16 protein-coding genes are annotated in these 15,945 nt (G+C 64.5%); 5 read left to right on the plus strand and 11 right to left on the minus strand.

Annotated elements, in window-relative coordinates; genetic code table 11:
- Nucleotides 1-30: 30 nt before the first annotated feature.
- A complete protein-coding gene (locus tag H7H34_RS14085) occupies nt 31-1,110 on the minus strand; it encodes a lytic transglycosylase domain-containing protein (RefSeq protein ID WP_120267390.1) in 1,080 nt (359 codons plus the stop codon).
- 186 nt (nt 1,111-1,296) lie between these two features.
- Here H7H34_RS14085 and H7H34_RS14090 point away from each other — a divergent pair, with 186 nt between their 5' ends.
- Complete coding sequence (locus H7H34_RS14090; protein ID WP_185925549.1) at nt 1,297-1,749, plus strand: MaoC family dehydratase; 453 nt, start codon at nt 1,297-1,299, stop codon at nt 1,747-1,749.
- A 2-nt stretch (nt 1,750-1,751) separates the two neighbouring features.
- Nucleotides 1,752-2,633: an HpcH/HpaI aldolase/citrate lyase family protein gene (locus H7H34_RS14095; RefSeq protein ID WP_185925550.1), complete on the plus strand. Its 882-nt coding sequence runs from the start codon at nt 1,752-1,754 to the stop codon at nt 2,631-2,633.
- Between the two features lie 66 nt (nt 2,634-2,699).
- On the opposite strand, the gene H7H34_RS14100 is transcribed toward H7H34_RS14095, so the two are convergent.
- Together H7H34_RS14100 and H7H34_RS14105 are read right to left on the minus strand one after the other, a co-directional pair.
- Nucleotides 2,700-3,302: a flavin reductase family protein gene (locus H7H34_RS14100; protein WP_120267387.1), complete on the minus strand. Its 603-nt coding sequence runs from the start codon at nt 3,300-3,302 to the stop codon at nt 2,700-2,702.
- Between the two features lie 2 nt (nt 3,303-3,304).
- The gene (locus H7H34_RS14105) at nt 3,305-3,889 is read right to left on the minus strand and encodes a nitroreductase family protein (RefSeq protein ID WP_120267386.1); all 585 of its coding nucleotides are present in this window, start codon (nt 3,887-3,889) and stop codon (nt 3,305-3,307) included.
- A 224-nt stretch (nt 3,890-4,113) separates the two neighbouring features.
- Between H7H34_RS14105 and H7H34_RS14110 the strand changes: the two genes are divergently transcribed.
- Nucleotides 4,114-5,163: a hypothetical protein gene (locus tag H7H34_RS14110; RefSeq protein ID WP_208996613.1), complete on the plus strand. Its 1,050-nt coding sequence runs from the start codon at nt 4,114-4,116 to the stop codon at nt 5,161-5,163.
- A 13-nt stretch (nt 5,164-5,176) separates the two neighbouring features.
- On the opposite strand, the gene H7H34_RS14115 is transcribed toward H7H34_RS14110, so the two are convergent.
- From H7H34_RS14115 to H7H34_RS14145, 7 genes are all read right to left on the minus strand, one after another.
- On the minus strand, nt 5,177-6,046 hold the full coding sequence (locus tag H7H34_RS14115) for a lysophospholipid acyltransferase family protein (protein ID WP_185925551.1): 870 nt from the start codon (nt 6,044-6,046) through the stop codon (nt 5,177-5,179).
- 148 nt (nt 6,047-6,194) lie between these two features.
- On the minus strand, nt 6,195-8,150 hold the full coding sequence (gene thrS / locus H7H34_RS14120) for a threonine--tRNA ligase (protein ID WP_185925552.1): 1,956 nt from the start codon (nt 8,148-8,150) through the stop codon (nt 6,195-6,197).
- Nucleotides 8,151-8,398: 248 nt separating this feature from the next.
- Nucleotides 8,399-10,072, minus strand: coding sequence for a methyl-accepting chemotaxis protein (locus H7H34_RS14125; protein ID WP_185925553.1), 1,674 nt, complete (start codon nt 10,070-10,072; stop codon nt 8,399-8,401).
- A 385-nt stretch (nt 10,073-10,457) separates the two neighbouring features.
- Nucleotides 10,458-11,912, minus strand: coding sequence for a RimK family protein (locus tag H7H34_RS14130; RefSeq protein WP_120267383.1), 1,455 nt, complete (start codon nt 11,910-11,912; stop codon nt 10,458-10,460).
- A 5-nt stretch (nt 11,913-11,917) separates the two neighbouring features.
- Nucleotides 11,918-13,105, minus strand: a complete 1,188-nt coding sequence (rimI, locus tag H7H34_RS14135) for a ribosomal protein S18-alanine N-acetyltransferase (protein WP_245165081.1) — start codon at nt 13,103-13,105, stop codon at nt 11,918-11,920.
- Nucleotides 13,106-13,273: 168 nt separating this feature from the next.
- Nucleotides 13,274-13,627 (minus strand): membrane protein insertion efficiency factor YidD, encoded by a 354-nt coding sequence (gene yidD / locus H7H34_RS14140; RefSeq protein ID WP_185925554.1) that lies wholly within the window; start codon nt 13,625-13,627, stop codon nt 13,274-13,276.
- An 11-nt stretch (nt 13,628-13,638) separates the two neighbouring features.
- Nucleotides 13,639-14,076, minus strand: a complete 438-nt coding sequence (locus H7H34_RS14145) for an iron-sulfur cluster assembly scaffold protein (RefSeq protein WP_120267381.1) — start codon at nt 14,074-14,076, stop codon at nt 13,639-13,641.
- 271 nt (nt 14,077-14,347) lie between these two features.
- Here H7H34_RS14145 and folE point away from each other — a divergent pair, with 271 nt between their 5' ends.
- Nucleotides 14,348-14,983, plus strand: a complete 636-nt coding sequence (gene folE, locus H7H34_RS14150; protein ID WP_120267380.1) for a GTP cyclohydrolase I FolE — start codon at nt 14,348-14,350, stop codon at nt 14,981-14,983.
- A 46-nt stretch (nt 14,984-15,029) separates the two neighbouring features.
- Entirely contained in the window at nt 15,030-15,482 is a 453-nt protein-coding gene (hisI, locus tag H7H34_RS14155; RefSeq protein WP_185925555.1) for a phosphoribosyl-AMP cyclohydrolase, read from the plus strand.
- Between the two features lie 27 nt (nt 15,483-15,509).
- On the opposite strand, the gene H7H34_RS14160 is transcribed toward hisI, so the two are convergent.
- Nucleotides 15,510-15,911, minus strand: a complete 402-nt coding sequence (locus H7H34_RS14160; protein ID WP_185925556.1) for a DUF2000 domain-containing protein — start codon at nt 15,909-15,911, stop codon at nt 15,510-15,512.
- Nucleotides 15,912-15,945 lie beyond the last annotated feature (34 nt).

The following is a 15,945-nucleotide window of genomic DNA, read 5'->3' on the forward strand; positions in this document are numbered from 1 at the left end:
GTCTCTGTCCATCTCTGCTCGTCTTGCAGCTTACACCGGGGGCAGAAGCTCCCTCTGCGCAAAGGTCGGCTGGTAGTTGAGGAAGCCCGTCAAGTCCATCGGCTGACTGCGCACAAGGCTCGCGGCCTGCTGCCCGCCGCCCGCCTCGATGAGAACCCGCGACCGGCGCTGTGCGTAGGCATCGCTCCCCGAGTTCGCCTCCAGACGCGCTGCAGCCCGCTCCAGCGCTTCCGCCTGCCCGGCCTCCTGGGCCGCAAAGGCGGACGTGAAGCGCGAGTCGAACGAGACGCGCCGTGCTTCCATGCCATTGCGGAACAAGGCATGGAACGGCGAGGAAATGTCGCCGGTGGCCGACCAGGCGGTGAGTACCCGGCTGGTGGGGGCATCGCTTGCGGACTGCTCGGCGCCGCCATTGTAGGCAAGCTCGGGCCCCGCCGCAGGCTTCGTCTCCGGGCGCGCTGCGACCATCGTTCCGCCGGTCCCGGGCAATGCCGGCATGGGGCCGGAATGCTTGGATACCAGATTGGCATAAACCTCGGAGACGCTGCGCGCGCCGCCACGGTCGTAGAAGATCGGCTTGTTCGCCTTCGCCTGGCGGGAGAAGACCTGATCGGCGGCAAGGTCCGGCTGGCTCTGGGCCAGCGAGATCAGCTTGTGCGCGCCCCCTGCCCCCAGGAAGTGCGCGATGTAGAGCTCACCCTCGCTCGGCGGCCGACCGAGCTTCTCGGTCAGATACGAGGCGTTCTTCTGCGTCAGTTCGCCCGCCATCATCGAGGCGATGTTGGCGTCGTTGCGCAGATTGAGAATCTGCTCGCGCATGGCCGGATCGGCCACCCGATACTTGCCACTGGCCGTGCGCTCGATCTGATCGGCATACTGCCCCAGCCCATGGCGAGCGCCCGATTCCTTGAGCGTTTCAAGCCAGGTGCTCTCGATGAACTGGAAAAGTCCGGTTGCGCTGGAGGTCCGTGCGCGGGCCGTTTCGACGAAGTTGGATTCCCGCTTCGCCGTCTTCACCAGATACTCGAAGGAGGTGCCGGTCGTCGTGCTGGCCGACTGGAACGCCTGCTCGATCCTGGATGCGATCGAGATCGGTTCGCCGACTTTCATGCTCCGCTCTCCTGCGTAACGCATGTCTTAGGATTTGATTAAGAGTCACGGCCATTTGGTTAACGAGTGGTTAACGTCAGCTAAGGTCCGTTGCGAATTGCACTTTATCTCTTTAATCGAGAGACTCGATTCGTCCGGAAACCGGATTTGCCGGCCCCATGCCGGCCAGCACGCAGGGAGGAATGCATGCCGGGACTGTATTATGAAGAGTTCGAGATCGGCCACATCTTCACCCATTCGCTGACCCGCACGGTCACCGAAATGGACAACATGCTGTTCTCCAACATGACGCTGAACCCGCAGCCGCTGCATATCGACCGGCATTTCTGCGAGACGCAGACCGAGTGGGGCCAGCCCCTCGTAAACAGCATCTTCACCCTCGGCCTGATGATCGGCATCTCGGTGAACGACACCACCGTCGGCACCACCATCGGCAATCTCGGCATGACCGATGTCCGCTTCCCGCACCCGCTGTTCCAGGGCGACAGCGTGCACTGCACGACCGAAGTGGTCGCCAAGCGCGAGTCGAAGTCGCGCCCGGGCGCCGGCATCGTCGAGTTCGAGCACAAGGCCTTCAACCAGAACGACATCCTTGTCGCCAGCTGCCGCCGTCAGGCCTTCATGAAGAAGAAGGGCTGAGCATGCGCTCGCTCCTCTTCGTTCCCGGCGACAGCGAGCGCAAGCTGGAGAAGTCGCTGACGAGCGGCGCCGACGTGCTCCTGATCGACCTGGAGGATTCCGTCGCCCTCGAGGCCAAGCCGAAGGCACGCGAGACGGCCACCGCCTTCCTCGCGGAGAACCGCGAGCTCCAGGCACGCCCGCGCCTTTATGTCCGCGTCAACGCACTCGACACTGGCGAGACGGACGCCGACCTCGCCGCCGTGATGCGGGCAGCGCCCGACGGCATCATGCTGCCCAAGTCCATCTCCGGCCGCGACGTGCAGCACCTTGCGGCCAAGCTCGCTGTGCACGAGGCCGAGCACGGTCTTGCCGACGGCGCCACCCGGGTAATCGTCGTCGCCACCGAAACCGCGGCCTCCGTCTTCAATCTCGGCACATATGCCGGCTCGAGCCCGCGCCTTGCCGGCCTCACCTGGGGCGCGGAAGACCTGTCGGCCGATCTCGGGGCACTCGGCAACCGGACGGCGGACGGGCGCTATTCGGGGCCCTTCTGGCTGGCGCGCAACCTCTGCCTCTTCGGCGCTGTCGCTGCCGAGGCCGCCCCCATCGATACTGTCTTCACCAACTTCCGGGACATGGACGGCCTGCGCGCCGAAGCGCTGGAAGCGCTGAACGACGGGTTCACCGGCAAGATGGCGATCCACCCTGCCCAGGTGCCGGTGATCAACGAGGTCTTCACCCCCTCGAGCGAAGAGATCGCCAAGGCCAGGCGTGTCTTCGACGCCTTTGCGGCAGCCGGCAATCCTGGCGTCGTCGGCCTCGACGGCGAAATGCTCGACCGTCCGCACCTGCGGCGGGCAGAGAAGGTCCTGGCGCGTGCCGGCCTTTCAGCTATCGCCTGACGACAAAAAGGCCGGAGAGCCCCTGCCCTCCGGCCTTTTCAGCCAACTCTTGCGGGAAGCTGATGATCAGGCCGTCGGCCGGCGCATCTGGAAGACGCTGTCCACCACCGCATAGTCCATGTAGCCGAGCCGCGAAAGCGGCCGCGCCTTCGTCACGTCGAACAGCCCATCGACCAGCATGGCCTCGTCGATATGCACTGCGACGACCTCGCCGAGCACCATCCAGTTGTTGGTCGGAGTGCCGTCATGGGCGGTCAGGCGGATCGTCTGCAGATGCTTGCATTCGAGCACGGCCTTCGCCTCGGCAACGCGCGGCGCACCGACGAGCAGGGACGCCTGCGGCGTCAGGCCAGCCTTTTCGAACTCCGACACGCCCTTGTCGAAAGGAGCGGAGGACGTGTTCATCGCGTCCTTCAGGTCCTCGGTTGCAAGGTTGAAGACGAAATCGCCGGTCTCGTCGATATTGGCGACCGAATCCTTGTAGCCGGACGACGAGAAAACCACGATCGGCGGCGTGTCGCAGACGGCATTGAAGAAGCTGTAAGGCGCAAGATTCACCGACCCGTCCGCGGCCCGGCTGGAAATCCAGCCGATCGGCCGCGGCGCCACCAGCGCCTTGAACGGGTTGTGCGGCAGGCCGTGTCCCTTGGCAACCTCGTAGCTATACATGCTCATGCAGCACTCCATTCGCTGATCAGATCGTCGAGGTCGGGGCGCGGCCGCTCGCTCGGCGGCTGCGAGGCCGTGCCAAGGTGAATGAAGCCGGCAATCCGCTCGGCTTCGGCAAGGCCCAGCAGAGACGCGACGTCGTCGTCGAAGGCCATCCACTCGGTCAGCCACTGGGCGGCGAACCCGCTCGCATTGGCCGCCATCACCAGGTTCATGCAGACGGCGCCAACGCACAGCTGCTGCTCCCAGACCGGGATCTTGGGGTGCACGGCAGCTCGGCTCACCACGGCAACCACCAGCGGCGCCCGGGTGAAGCGCGTCAGCTCCTGATCGCGCCGTTCCTCGGACAGCTCGCCCTCGCGCGCCTCGGCCAGCGGCAGCAGGCGTTCGCCGAGCTCCGCTCGGGCCTCGCCCCGAATGAGGATGAAGCGCCAGGGCACCAGCTTGCCGTGATCGGGCACGCGAGAGGCCGCCTGCAGGATGGTGCGCAGGGCCTCGCCTTCCGGCGCGGGCTCGACCATAGTCATGGCCGGATGCGAGCGCCGCGTGAGCATCAAGCGCAGTGTTTCGGATTGCTCCGTCGTCATTTTCAGCCTTTTTGTCGGCGCCGGCCACAGGCGGGGCGGCACGAGATGGAGGGGGCGCAAAACGCGCTGTCACCTCCATGACCTAGACGGCTTTTCGCGCCTGTCAATCTTGCCGGGGCCGGAGGCGACAGATGACTTGAAATTGCCCCAGTTTTGGAGTGGAACCCAGAGGTGGGATTTCCCCCGCGCGGTTTCGTTTCAAGACAAGGGCAGGCAGCCGGCCAATGCAGGTGTTCAGGGCTTTTGCAATCGCGCTTTGCGCCGTCGGTCTGGCGATCTCCCCGCTCCAGGCGCAGGACGTCGTGACGCCTCCGGCCAAGCCCGACGAGCTGAACGCGGCGCCGGCGGATGCAGCGCCGGTCGAGGCAGCTCCGGAAGAGCCGGCCGCGCCTCCTCTCGGCGACCTGTTCGGCGGCAATGCCGTGCCCGGCTCTTCCACGCCGGTCGTGCCCTATGCCCCCGCCATCACGCCGGATACCGGCATGCCGGACCAGGGCACGGAATCGCCTGTCTACATGGTCGCCCGTCTCTCCGAGGATGGACCGGCGCTGACCCAGGGCGTCACCTGGCGGGTCTATCGGTCCAAGCTGGATGAAAGCGGCCGGCTCGAGCTGGTGGCAACGGCAACCGGCGGGGATGCGGACTTCCGCCTGGCGCCGGGAGAGTATTTCGTCCACACCGCCTATGGCTATGCCGGCCGCACCAGCCGCATCTCCGTGCGCAACGGCCTCACCAGCCAGACCGTTGTGCTGAATGCCGGCGGCATCAAGCTCGATGCGCAGTTCTCGGGCAACCAGCCTATCCGCGCCGGCCGGCTGGTCTTCGACATCTACGAACGCGAGTTCAACAGTCGCGGCGAACGCAAGATCGTGGCGAACAACGTCAAGCCGGGCGACATCGTGCGGCTGAATGCGGACACCTATCACATCGTCAGCCGCTACGGCGCCGTCAACGCGACGGTGCGTGCCGACATCCGCGTCGAGCCGGGCAAGCTGACCGAAGCGACCGTCTACCACAACGCGGCCCGCGTCACGCTGAAGCTGGTCAACCAGCCCGGCGGCGAGGCCATCGCCAATACCAACTGGTCGGTCCTGACGCCCGGCGGCGATACGGTGGTGGAAGGTACGGGCGCCTTCCCGGCCTTCGTCCTGGCCTCGGGCGAATATCAGGTGATCGCGCGCAACGAGGACAAGCTCTATTCGCGCGACTTCGAGGTGAAGACCGCCGCCCATGGCGAGGTCGAGGTCCTTACCAGCTCGCTTCTCAAGCAGTAGCCCTAAGCCGGCCTCAGGCAGCGATCCGCCGCAGCCGGCGCCGGTCAGGCCTGCCTCGCGGCCTGGGCACCGCCGGTGCCATGGCGACCACCCGTGCCAGCAAATGCTCGGTCATCGCTTTCTGATCGCCGAAAGCTGCCAGCTCCTCGTAGGGGATTGGGGCGCCCACCCGCACCGGCAGGTCGCAGCCCATGATCTTGCGGAACTCGCGAATATACATCGACAGGCGAAGCGTCAGCGAGAACCGCGAGACCAGGTGAAAGAGCGGCGAGTTCTGGCCGTCGAAATAAAGCGGGATGACTGTCGCGCGGGCCGCACGGATCATCTTGGCCGTGAAGGTTTTCCACGGCAGTTCACGCGCGCGGCCGAAGGGCCGGTCGGCCGTTGCCACCCCTCCCCCCGGAAACACGATGATCGTTACGCCTTCGGCGAGCAGGCGCAGGGCCTCCTGCCGGGTGCGCATGTTGGTCCGTAGCGCATCCGCCGTCTCCTCGAAGTCGATTGGCAGCGCGTAGGGGCGGATCTCCGGCGCCTTCAGGAGCTCGTTGTTGATGAGGATGCGGTAGGGACGCCCTAGCCGTTCGGCGAGCGACAGGATCGCCGGCCCGTCGCCGAGCCCGTAAGGATGATTGGCGATCATCACCAACGGTCCCTCGGGCAGGCTTTCCGGCGGCCAGCTCCCCTCTTCCACCAGCACATCGACACCGATCAGCGCCAGAAGGTCGCCCCATTTTGTGGTCGAGGTCGCAGCGATGGCATCGCGCCAATAGCGATAGTAGCCGAGCAGGTAATTGCGTCCCGACAGCGTCTCTATCCAGCGGATCAAGACGCGCTTGGTCCACGAATGCGCCTCGTTGGCGTAGCTGAGTTCCGTTTCCCTCACCACCGGCCCCTGAATTCGCCTGCGCGGAAGAACCCCCGATCTAGGCCGTCTTGCGTGACAGGATCGCGACACTCCGCCAGCCCTCTTACCAAAAGAGCCGGCCGGGAGATCCCGGCCGGCTCATTCTGGATTTGGGCATATGCCGGTTTCAGCCTCGGCGCAGGTCCGGCGCGACGGCCTCCTCGACAAGGGCGGCAATCGCCTCGTCGAGACCCGTGACGGACTGCTGCTGCGAGCCCAGGCGGCGGATGTTGACGGTCCGCTCTTCAGCCTCGCGTTTGCCGCACACGACGATGACCGGAACCTTGGCCAGCGAGTGCTCGCGGACCTTGTAGTTGATCTTCTCGTTGCGCAGGTCGAGCTCGGCCCGCAGGCCCGCCTTCCTCATCGCCGCCTGCACCTCGGTCGCGTACTCATCCGCATCGGAGGTGATGGTGGTAACGACCACCTGCTGCGGCGCCAGCCACAGCGGGAAATGGCCTGCGAAGTTCTCGATCAGGATGCCGAGGAAGCGCTCCATCGAGCCGCAGATGGCGCGATGGATCATCACCGGCGTCTTCTTCTCGCCGTCCTTGTCGACATAGAAGGCGCCGAACCGCTCCGGCAGGTTGAAGTCCACCTGGGTGGTGCCGCACTGCCATTCGCGCCCGATGGCGTCCTTGAGCGTGTACTCGAACTTCGGACCGTAGAACGCGCCCTCGCCCGGCAGGATATCGGTCTTGATGCGCCCGCCTGACTGATCGGCGATCTGCTTCAGGACCTTTTCCATCACCGCTTCGGCATGATCCCAGAGCTCGTCGGATCCGACGCGCTTTTCCGGCCGGGTCGACAGCTTCACGACAATCTCGTTGAAGCCGAAGTCCTCGTAGACCGAGAGGATCAGGTCGTTGATCTTCAGGCACTCCGCCGCCATCTGCTCCTCGGTGCAGAAGATGTGGGCGTCGTCCTGGGTGAAGCCGCGCACGCGCATCAGGCCGTGCATGGCGCCCGAAGGCTCGTAGCGGTGCACCGCGCCGAACTCGGCCAGCCGCAGGGGCAGGTCGCGATAGCTCTTCAGCCCATGCTTGAAGATCTGCACGTGGCCCGGGCAGTTCATCGGCTTCAGGGCGAACAGGCGGGTGTCCTCGGCCTCCGGATCGGCACACTGCACGGAGAACATGTTCTCCTTGTACCAGCCCCAGTGACCGGAGGTCTCCCACAGCGAGGTGTCGAGGATCTGCGGGGCATTCACCTCGTCATAGTCCTCGTCGAGCCGACGGCGCATATAGCCGACCAGGCTCTGGAACAGGCTCCAGCCCTTGGCGTGCCAGAACACGACGCCCGGCCCCTCTTCCTGGAAATGGAACAGGTCCATCTCCCGGCCGAGCTTGCGGTGGTCGCGCTTCTCGGCCTCTTCCAGCATGTGGAGATAAGCCTTGAGCTCGGCCTCGTTCGCCCAGGCGGTGCCGTAGATGCGGGTCAGCATCTCGTTGTTGCTGTCGCCGCGCCAATAGGCGCCGGCCACCTTCATCAGCTTGAAGGAGTCGCCCACCTGGCGGGTGGAAGCCATGTGCGGCCCGCGGCACAGGTCGAGCCACGCGCCCTGACGATAGATCTTCACGTCCTGGTCTGCGGGGATCGCATCCACCAGCTCGACCTTGTAGGTCTCGCCCTTTTCCAGGAAATGACGCTTCGCCTCGTCGCGCGACCACACCTCGCGAGTGAACGCATCGCCCCGCTGGATGATCTCGCGCATCTTCTTCTCGATGACCGGCAGGTCGTCGGGCGTAAAGGGCTCGTCGCGCTTGAAGTCGTAATAGAAGCCGTTCTCGATCACCGGGCCGATGGTCACCTGCGTCCCCGGCCACAGTTCCTGCACCGCCTCGGCCATCACATGGGCGGCGTCGTGGCGGATCAGCTCCAGCGCCCGCGGGTCCTCGCGGGTGACGATCTCCAGCCGGGCGTCGCGCTCGATCGGCAGCGACAGGTCCGCGAGCTCTCCGTCGAGCGTGACGGCAACCGCCTTCTTGGCCAGCGACTTGGAGATGCCGGCGGCAATCTCGGCGCCGGTCACACCGGGCGCGAAATCACGAACCGAATTGTCGGGGAAGGTCAGATGGATCATGTCTATCTCCGGCTCACTCCTGCAAACAGGGCAGGTAAGCGTTGTGTTTTTGAACCGCGGTTGAATAGAGGATTTGGGCAAGGGCGGCAACCGTTACAACCCGGGCGAGGGCCAAGTCCTTCCGTCAGGGGCCAGTCCGGGACCAGCCGCCCCACCGCCGCGACCGAAATCTCCATCGCGCAAAAAGCAGCGGGCCGGACCATGTGGTCCAGCCCGCTCTCATCAATGCCTGAGGGAAGATTGACGCCTCAGGCGGCCCTGAGGGTGCGGAGGAACTGGCTCACCTCCTGCTCCAGCGTCCGCGACTGACCCGAAAGGGCGCCGGAGAGGCCCATCAGCTGCGTCGAGGCTGCGCCGGTCATTTCGGCCGCCGTGCCCACGCCGGCGATGTTCTGAGTCACCTCGTTCGCACCCGAGGATGCGCGGTTGATGTTCGTGGCAATCTCGTTGGTCGCCGCGCCCTGCTGCTCCACCGCGATCGAGATTGCCTGAGCCGCATCCTGGATCGTGCCGATGGTGGTGACGATCTGCGAGATCGAGTCGACCGTCGTGCGGGTGGCCGCCTGGATCTCCGTGATCTTGCCGGAGATTTCCTCGGTCGCCTTGGCCGTCTGGCTTGCCAGTCCCTTGACTTCGGCCGCGACCACGGCGAAGCCCTTGCCCGCCTCCCCGGCCCGTGCAGCCTCGATGGTCGCGTTCAGCGCCAGGAGGTTGGTCTGCTCGGCGATCGTCGTGATCAACTCGACCACTTCCCCGATCTTCTGGGCAGCTTCGGACAGGGAGTTGACGTGACGGCTCGTCTTTTCGGCGGTTGTTGCGGCATCTTTCGAGATGGTCACCGAGCGCTCGACCTGCGAGGTGATCTCGCTGATGGATGCCGACAGTTCTTCCGCTCCGACGGCAACCGTCTGGACGTTGGTCGAAGCCTCCTCGGCAGCTCCCGAAACCGCCTGAGCCTGACGCGAGGTTTCTTCGGCGTTCGCGGAGAGGCCCTCGGCCGCATTGGCGACTTCACCGGAGGCACGGACCAGCGACTGGACCAACTGCCCCATCGAGGCTTCGAACTGGTCGGCCATGGCCCGGCGCTGGCTCAGGGCCTGCTCAGCGTTGCGTGCCTCTGTTTCGACCTGCTCCGCACGCAACCTCTCGTTTTCCCGAAGGCTGTCGCGGAAGGTCTGCAGCGTGTTCGCCATGGCGCCCAGTTCGTTCTTGCGACCGGCACACGGAATGTGCGCGTCGAAGTCGCCGCCGGCAATCTGGCTCATGGCACCAGAGATGCCGATGATGTTCCGGGTCACGTTGGCGACGATGTAGTAGATGTAAACGACGCCGATCACGCCTGCGACCACCGCCGCAACCGTGAAGATCCAGAAGATATTGGAATAGACCGTCTCGGCTTCCACCTCGGAAGCGCTGGACCCTTCTTCGTTGAGCTTGATCAGCTCGGCAAGGTCGGTGGACAGGTCATCGAACACAGAGCGAATTTCATCTCGCAGAATGACCGTGGCTTCCGCGTTCTTGTTCTGCCGCGACAGCTCGATCACCTCGTTGCTGCGCTTCAGATAGTTCTGCCATTTCACCTTGAACCCATCGTAGACGGCCTGCTCTTGGGCCGAAGAGATGAGCTTCTCGTACTTTTCAGAACTTGCCGCGATGGAGGCCGTGATATCTGCCAACATCTTTTCCGCGGCACGCATTGATGCGTCATCCACCGAGATGATGTGCTCGGCCTGGTAGATCCGGAAGTCGGACGTGGAAGTGTTTATGGCGTTCACCACACTCACGCTCGGCAGCCAATTCTTGGCCATTTCCTCGGCGCTGCCGTTCACTGCAGTCAAACCCGAGAGACCAACCCATACAAGAGTCGTCACCGCGGTCAGAAGCGCCACAGTAAACGAAATCAGAACTGCCCTTAAACTCATTTCCGTCACGCCTCCAAAAGCGAATTACTTGTAAGATCTACCGATTAAAAATTAAAGAAGCTTGAATTAAGCGCGCCGAAAATAGACAAAACTCAAAACCCAAGATGGAATCAATTCTATCCATAATTGAATTAAAACGATTTACGCGCGACATTATGCCAAATAATACAACCATGACGCTAGAGCGACCGGAAATGGCCGTCGGGAAAGCAACCTCCCCGCCGGACGGGTTTTCAGGTCGCGTATTTTGAAGAAAGTTACTTCAAGGAGAAACACTTACCCTACGGACGAAAAACTCCGAGAACCGCTCGCAAGAACGAGCGGAAACCGTTTTCATCCGCGCAAAGGGTGGCCATCGCGGCGCACAAGGCCGGCCTCGACGCCCTTACCGAGCCTCGATCCGGCGAACGAACCAGCGCACGAGCCGCTCCCAGACCGCGTCCTTTTCCATCGAGTCCTCCACCCCGTGATCGAGGTTGGGATTGTCGTTGACCTCGATGACGACCACCCGGTCGCCGAAGGACTTGAGGTCGACGCCGTATAGACCGTCGCCGATCAGGCGAGCCGCCCGCACGGCCGTTTCCACCACGGCCGGCGGCGTCTCGGCGAGCGAGATGGAGCGGAAGCTACCCTCCTTCGCCTGCTTGCCGTCCTCATGCTTGACGATCTGCCAGTGCTTCTTGGCCATCAGGTACTGCACGGCGAAAAGCGGCTCGCCGTCGAGCACGCCGATACGCCAGTCGAATTCGGTCGGGCAATATTCCTGCGCGATGATGATATCGCTGTCTTCCAGCAACTCCTTCACCTTGTCGGCGATGGCCGTCTCGCCCGCGACACGGAACACGCCACGGCTGAACGAGCCGTCCGGAATCTTCAGCACCACCGGCGAGCCGAGCCGCGCCTCCAGTCCCGCCGCCTCCTTGACGCTCGACAGGATCGCCGTCTTCGGGATCGGGATGCCGTGCGTTTCCATCAGCTCGGCGAGATAGACCTTGTTGGTGCAGCGGATCATCGACACCGGGTCGTCGATCACCGGCATGCGTTCCTGCACTGCCCGGCGCGCGAAGCGATAGGTGTGGTTGTCGATATTCGTCGTCTCGCGGATGAACAGCGCATCGTATTGCGCCAAGCGGTCGAGGTCGCCCTTGCCGATCGGCACGATCTCGACGCCCTGGCGCGCGGCGACCTTGGCCAGATGGCGCAGCGAAGCCTGGCTGGAGGGCGGCAGGTCCTCCTTGGGATTGGCGAGCACGGCGAGCGAGTATTTCATCGGCAGGCGCTGCTTGGGCGCTCGCCAGGCACGGTGCGTGTAGCTTTCCAGGCTGGCGCTCAGGAAACTGCGCGAGGTCGGATCGAGATCGGAGATCGGCACGACGCGGATGCGGGTGATCGCCCGCCAGCTGTCCTTGCCAAGGCTCACCTCCAGGATCGGCGCCCGGTACCAGTCGAACAGCAGACGTGCGAAAGGCTCCAGCGCGGCGATCTCGGTCTGGCCGAGACAGACCAGCAGCTTGTCGCCGACGTCTTCGGTCTTCGCCAGGCAGCGGTTGAGACTGTCTTCAAGCTCGGGCAGAGCGTGCCGGTAGAGCCCCTTGCGCGACAGCTCGATCATCGTCTCGACATTGGGCAGCACCCGGTGCTGCCGGGCTTCCGCCAGCAGCGAGGCATAGTAGCCCGCCCCCTGATACGCGAAGGACCGCGACAGGTTGATGATGTTCGGGTTGGTACCGGTGAAGAGCTTGGGGCGCAGCATGTAGTCGCGCACGCTCATCACCTTGTGGGGGGTGTCGGCGTTGGAAAAATCCTTGGGATTGTCGACGAGAACGACCCATGTAGCCATCGGTCTCAGCCCTTTCTCAAAATGATCTGCGCGCGCACCGGCGGCTTGCCCCAACGGGCCATGCGGTCGAATTCGGCATCCGGCACCGGCAGGTTCGAGGCGTCCTGCGGCGTCTCGTAGCCCTCGTATCCGAGCCAGGGGTCGTGAATGAAGAGGTGGCGGGCATCCTCGCCCTGCACCAGCACCCAGTGGGGACCGCGCCGGCCGAGCATGCGATATTCGGAGATCAGCACGATGGCCAGCGCACCTGTGCGCACCTCGTCCGCCAGCGCCCGCGCCGGCAGTTGCTCCTCGAACGCGGGAATGCCCAGCTGCCGCGCCTCGGCGCGATAATCGTCCTGTACGATCTGCATCACCCGCTGCTTGTCGGGATCGCGTACGGAGGAGATGAACAGGTGTCCCGGCGGCGACAGCCGCACCTCGGCGGACAGGCCGCGATGCGCCGCCGCGACCGCAAGACCGAACGGCCCGCAGCCGCCGTGGCCGGAGGCGAGATAGATGGTCGTCGATTCCCGCCAGAGCCGCAGCTCCAGCCTCTCGCCCAGATCGGTCGCTGCATCGAAATGCTTCAGCGCCATCATCAGGCAGGCCGGCCCGCAGGTGAACTCCGTCGTCTGCGCGTGGTAGGGCACGGTGGGGGGAGGCGCGGCCTCATCGTGCAGCAGCTTTTCCATCCGCAGGGCCGCGCTGCCGTCCTCGTAATACTCGGCAACCCGCCCATGCACCCGGTATCCCGCCTTCTTGTAAAGGCTGCGGGCCGTCGTGTTGTCCTCGCGCACCTCCAGCCGCAAGACGATTCTGTCGCGGGCAAAGGCGTCGGCCTCGGCCGCTGCCAGCAGCGCGCGGCCGTAACCCTGCCCGCGCACCTCCTCGCGAAGGGCAAAGGAATAGAGCCGCGCAAGCGCGGTTCCGGACCGGAACAGCAGCAGGGCATAGCCGATGATCTTGCTACCCCTTTCGGCAATGACGAAAGAGGCGCCCGAGCTTTCCAGAAAGCGGCGGAAGGAGCGGCGCGAGATGCGGTCCTGCGTGAAACAGGCTTCCTCAACCTCGACGAGCGCGGCAAGGTCCTCGGGTCTGGCGGCGCGCAGGGTAAAGCTGTCGCCGCCGGGTCGAGGTTCGGGATCGGTTTCCGGCGCGGTCTCGCGTCCGGCTTCGGGCGCGGGGGCCGGCCCTGTATCAGGAGTGTTCAAGTCCGGATCTCCGGGGAAATCTGCAGGGTCGCTCACCGGTTGTCGCCTGTCGGTTCGTGGCGCTGGTCCGATGATGACCTGAAAGCCCTCTATCTCCAAATTCGCCTTGCGTCTTCAACGGCTTTCGCATGGCTGCAACGGAATTCGCATGGCGGCGAGCGGTGGCCCTCAATCGAGCCGTGTTGCCGGGTCGATATGGTTCCCCGTCCAACGGCCATAACGCCAGGGCATGTACCATCTGGCGCTCTCCGGCAGGCACTCGGGGATCGGATCGAACCCGCTGCCGCCGCCCGGCCGGCAGCGCTGCAGGCGCGCAAGTCCGACCCAGCTTCCCGCCCACAACCCGTAACGCGCGATTGCATCGGCCGTGTATCCGGAGCAGCTGGGCGCATATCGGCACGATCGGCCGATGAAGGCCGACAGCGTCAGCTGATAGATGCGGATCAGCAGCAGACCGATGCGGGCCGGAGTGCCCGGCGCCCCGCCGGCGGGGCCGTTGCGGTGAGGATGAGCAGAGCACATGGCTGCAGACCTCAGGCCGCGCGCCGCGCCTCGATCTGCTCGGCAGCATCCACCACCGCCTCGAAGGCCAGCATGGTGGAGGCGTGACGGGCCTTGAAATCGCGCACCGGCTGCAGCACGGCGGCCTCGGCAAAACGTCCGCCCGGCGGCGGCCCGCTCTCCTTCAGCATCGCCAGCACCGCATCGCGCGCCTCGCGCAACTCGCTCAGCGTCGCGCCCTTGATATGCCGCGCAACGATAGAGGCGGAAGCCTGACCGAGTGCGCAGGCTTTGACGTCCTGTGCGAAATCGGTCACAACTCCTTCTTGCATTTTCAGGTCGACAACCACCGTCGAGCCGCACAACTTGGAATGCGCCTTCGCGGAGGCATCGGGTGCGTCGAGACGGCCAAGGCAGGGGATGTTGCCGGCGAGTTCGAGGATCTTCGAATTGTAGATGTCGTCGAGCATGGGCGCCTCATCAAGACAGCGTGACGCAATAACAACCAGCTTCACAGCCATTTGGCATTTCTTATATAGGGTGGAACGCGGGAAAGAAATGGACACACAGGTCTCAGGTCGCGGCCGGGTGGGGCAGGTCGTGAAGAATTGCCGTAATTCAAACAACATGGCATGCGACCCCTCCGCCGCCCGCGGCCAGCACTTTGAGAAACTCCAGTGGTCCGAAATCACGGGGGCGGCGTAACGGATGCGGAATACAGTACAATCGGGAGATCCCGCAATGGATGCCATCTTGAAGCCGGTCACGACCCGCGACGACACTGCAGCGGCAACGCGCCCTCGTCCGTCCCGCGAGGAAGTGGAAGCGGCCGTGCGCACACTGCTTGCCTGGACCGGAGACGACCCCGAGCGCGAGGGGCTGCTCGACACGCCCAAGCGCGTCACCAAAGCCTATGAGGAGATCTTCTCCGGCTACTTCCAGGATCCGGCGGAGCACCTGAAGCGTACCTTCGAGGATGTCGGCGGCTACGACGATATCGTCCTCGTGCGCGGCATCCCGTTCTTCTCGCATTGCGAGCATCACATGCTGCCTTTCGTCGGCGAGGCGCATGTCGCCTACTACCCGTCGGAAGGCGTGGTCGGCCTGTCGAAGATCGCGCGCGTGATCGACATCTTCGCCAAGCGCCTGCAGACGCAGGAAAACCTGACGGCCCAGGTCGTCGATGCGATCGACACCCATCTCGCTCCGCGCGGCATCGCCGTGATGATCGAGGCCGAGCACCAGTGCATGACCATGCGCGGCGTGCAGAAGCAGGGCGTCTCGACCATCACGACCCAGTTCACCGGCGTGTTCCGGGACGACCCCAGCGAACAGGTACGCTTCATGAGCCTGGTTCGCGGCGGCCGTCGCGACTGATCGGGCACGCAAGCACAGGACGCCGCCCGGCGTCGACGGAAGGCAGATGACGGACATTCGCTTCGCCGGGCGCGGCGACAAGAACGAGCTGGAAAACGGAACCGTTTTCCAGCCGAAATTTGATGCCGACGGGCTGATCGCCTGCGTCGTGACCGATGCCGATGACGGCACCGTGCTGATGGTCGGCTACATGAACGCCGAGGCACTCGCCCGCACCATAGAGACGGGCGAGGCCTGGTACTGGAGCCGGTCCCGCCAGGAATACTGGAAGAAGGGCGGCACCTCCGGCCAGGTTCAGCAGGTTGTCGAACTCCTCACCGATTGCGATCAGGACGCCCTGGTCATGAAGGTGCGTGTCGCCGGCAACGGCGCCACCTGCCATGTCGGCTACCGGTCGTGCTTCTACCGGCGGATCGTTGCAGGCGGAAACGGCGCGGTCGGCCTGGAACAGGCTGGCGGCGAGCGGGTCTACGATCCCAAGGACGTCTACGGCGGCTGACCACCGCCTCCTCCCCGCACTCCCCCACTACCGCAACAGTGGCAGCCTGCCGCAGATCCGGTCGACCGCCTTGCGCGGCCCGGCCAGCAGGATCGCCTGCGGCGTATGGCCGGCAAGCGGCGCGGCGGCGATACGCTGCGAGTAATCCTCGTAGTTTCGCGCCTCGAAAGCCGCCCTCATATAGGCAAGGCGAACCGGCAGGTTCTCGGCTGCCGCGAAAAGGTCCGGCAGTTCCTCTTGCGGAGCACCGAGCACCGGAAGCGCCACCGTCGTGATCCCGGCGAGCGCGATACCGTCGCTCGTCGGTGTATCGGCACCCACGAGGTCAGGCTCGAACCGGCCGAGGCTCATCCCCAGCACGGCAGCGAAATTGGCCTTCAGCCCCACCGGCAGGCTGTCGGACAGAATGATCACAGGCTTGATCGACATGGCATCCTCTTGTTGTCAGGGGATGCCCTTGCCA

Origin of the sequence: Stappia sp. 28M-7 (assembly GCF_014252955.1) — a bacterium.
Taxonomy (GTDB): Bacteria; Pseudomonadota; Alphaproteobacteria; order Rhizobiales; family Stappiaceae; genus Stappia.

Excerpts from the sequence above, each read along its gene's own strand:
- H7H34_RS14085 (WP_120267390.1), bottom strand. The coding sequence starts at position 1,110 with ATGAAAGTCGGCGAACCGATCTCGATCGCATCCAGGATCGAGCAGGCG.
- H7H34_RS14090 (WP_185925549.1), top strand. The coding sequence starts at position 1,297 with ATGCCGGGACTGTATTATGAAGAGTTCGAGATCGGCCACATCTTCACC.
- H7H34_RS14095 (WP_185925550.1), top strand. The coding sequence starts at position 1,752 with ATGCGCTCGCTCCTCTTCGTTCCCGGCGACAGCGAGCGCAAGCTGGAG.
- H7H34_RS14100 (WP_120267387.1), bottom strand. The coding sequence starts at position 3,302 with ATGTATAGCTACGAGGTTGCCAAGGGACACGGCCTGCCGCACAACCCG.
- H7H34_RS14105 (WP_120267386.1), bottom strand. The coding sequence starts at position 3,889 with ATGACGACGGAGCAATCCGAAACACTGCGCTTGATGCTCACGCGGCGC.
- H7H34_RS14110 (WP_208996613.1), top strand. The coding sequence starts at position 4,114 with ATGCAGGTGTTCAGGGCTTTTGCAATCGCGCTTTGCGCCGTCGGTCTG.
- thrS (WP_185925552.1), bottom strand. The coding sequence starts at position 8,150 with ATGATCCATCTGACCTTCCCCGACAATTCGGTTCGTGATTTCGCGCCC.
- H7H34_RS14125 (WP_185925553.1), bottom strand. The coding sequence starts at position 10,072 with ATGAGTTTAAGGGCAGTTCTGATTTCGTTTACTGTGGCGCTTCTGACC.
- H7H34_RS14130 (WP_120267383.1), bottom strand. The coding sequence starts at position 11,912 with ATGGCTACATGGGTCGTTCTCGTCGACAATCCCAAGGATTTTTCCAAC.
- yidD (WP_185925554.1), bottom strand. The coding sequence starts at position 13,627 with ATGTGCTCTGCTCATCCTCACCGCAACGGCCCCGCCGGCGGGGCGCCG.
- H7H34_RS14145 (WP_120267381.1), bottom strand. The coding sequence starts at position 14,076 with ATGCTCGACGACATCTACAATTCGAAGATCCTCGAACTCGCCGGCAAC.
- folE (WP_120267380.1), top strand. The coding sequence starts at position 14,348 with ATGGATGCCATCTTGAAGCCGGTCACGACCCGCGACGACACTGCAGCG.
- hisI (WP_185925555.1), top strand. The coding sequence starts at position 15,030 with ATGACGGACATTCGCTTCGCCGGGCGCGGCGACAAGAACGAGCTGGAA.
- H7H34_RS14160 (WP_185925556.1), bottom strand. The coding sequence starts at position 15,911 with ATGTCGATCAAGCCTGTGATCATTCTGTCCGACAGCCTGCCGGTGGGG.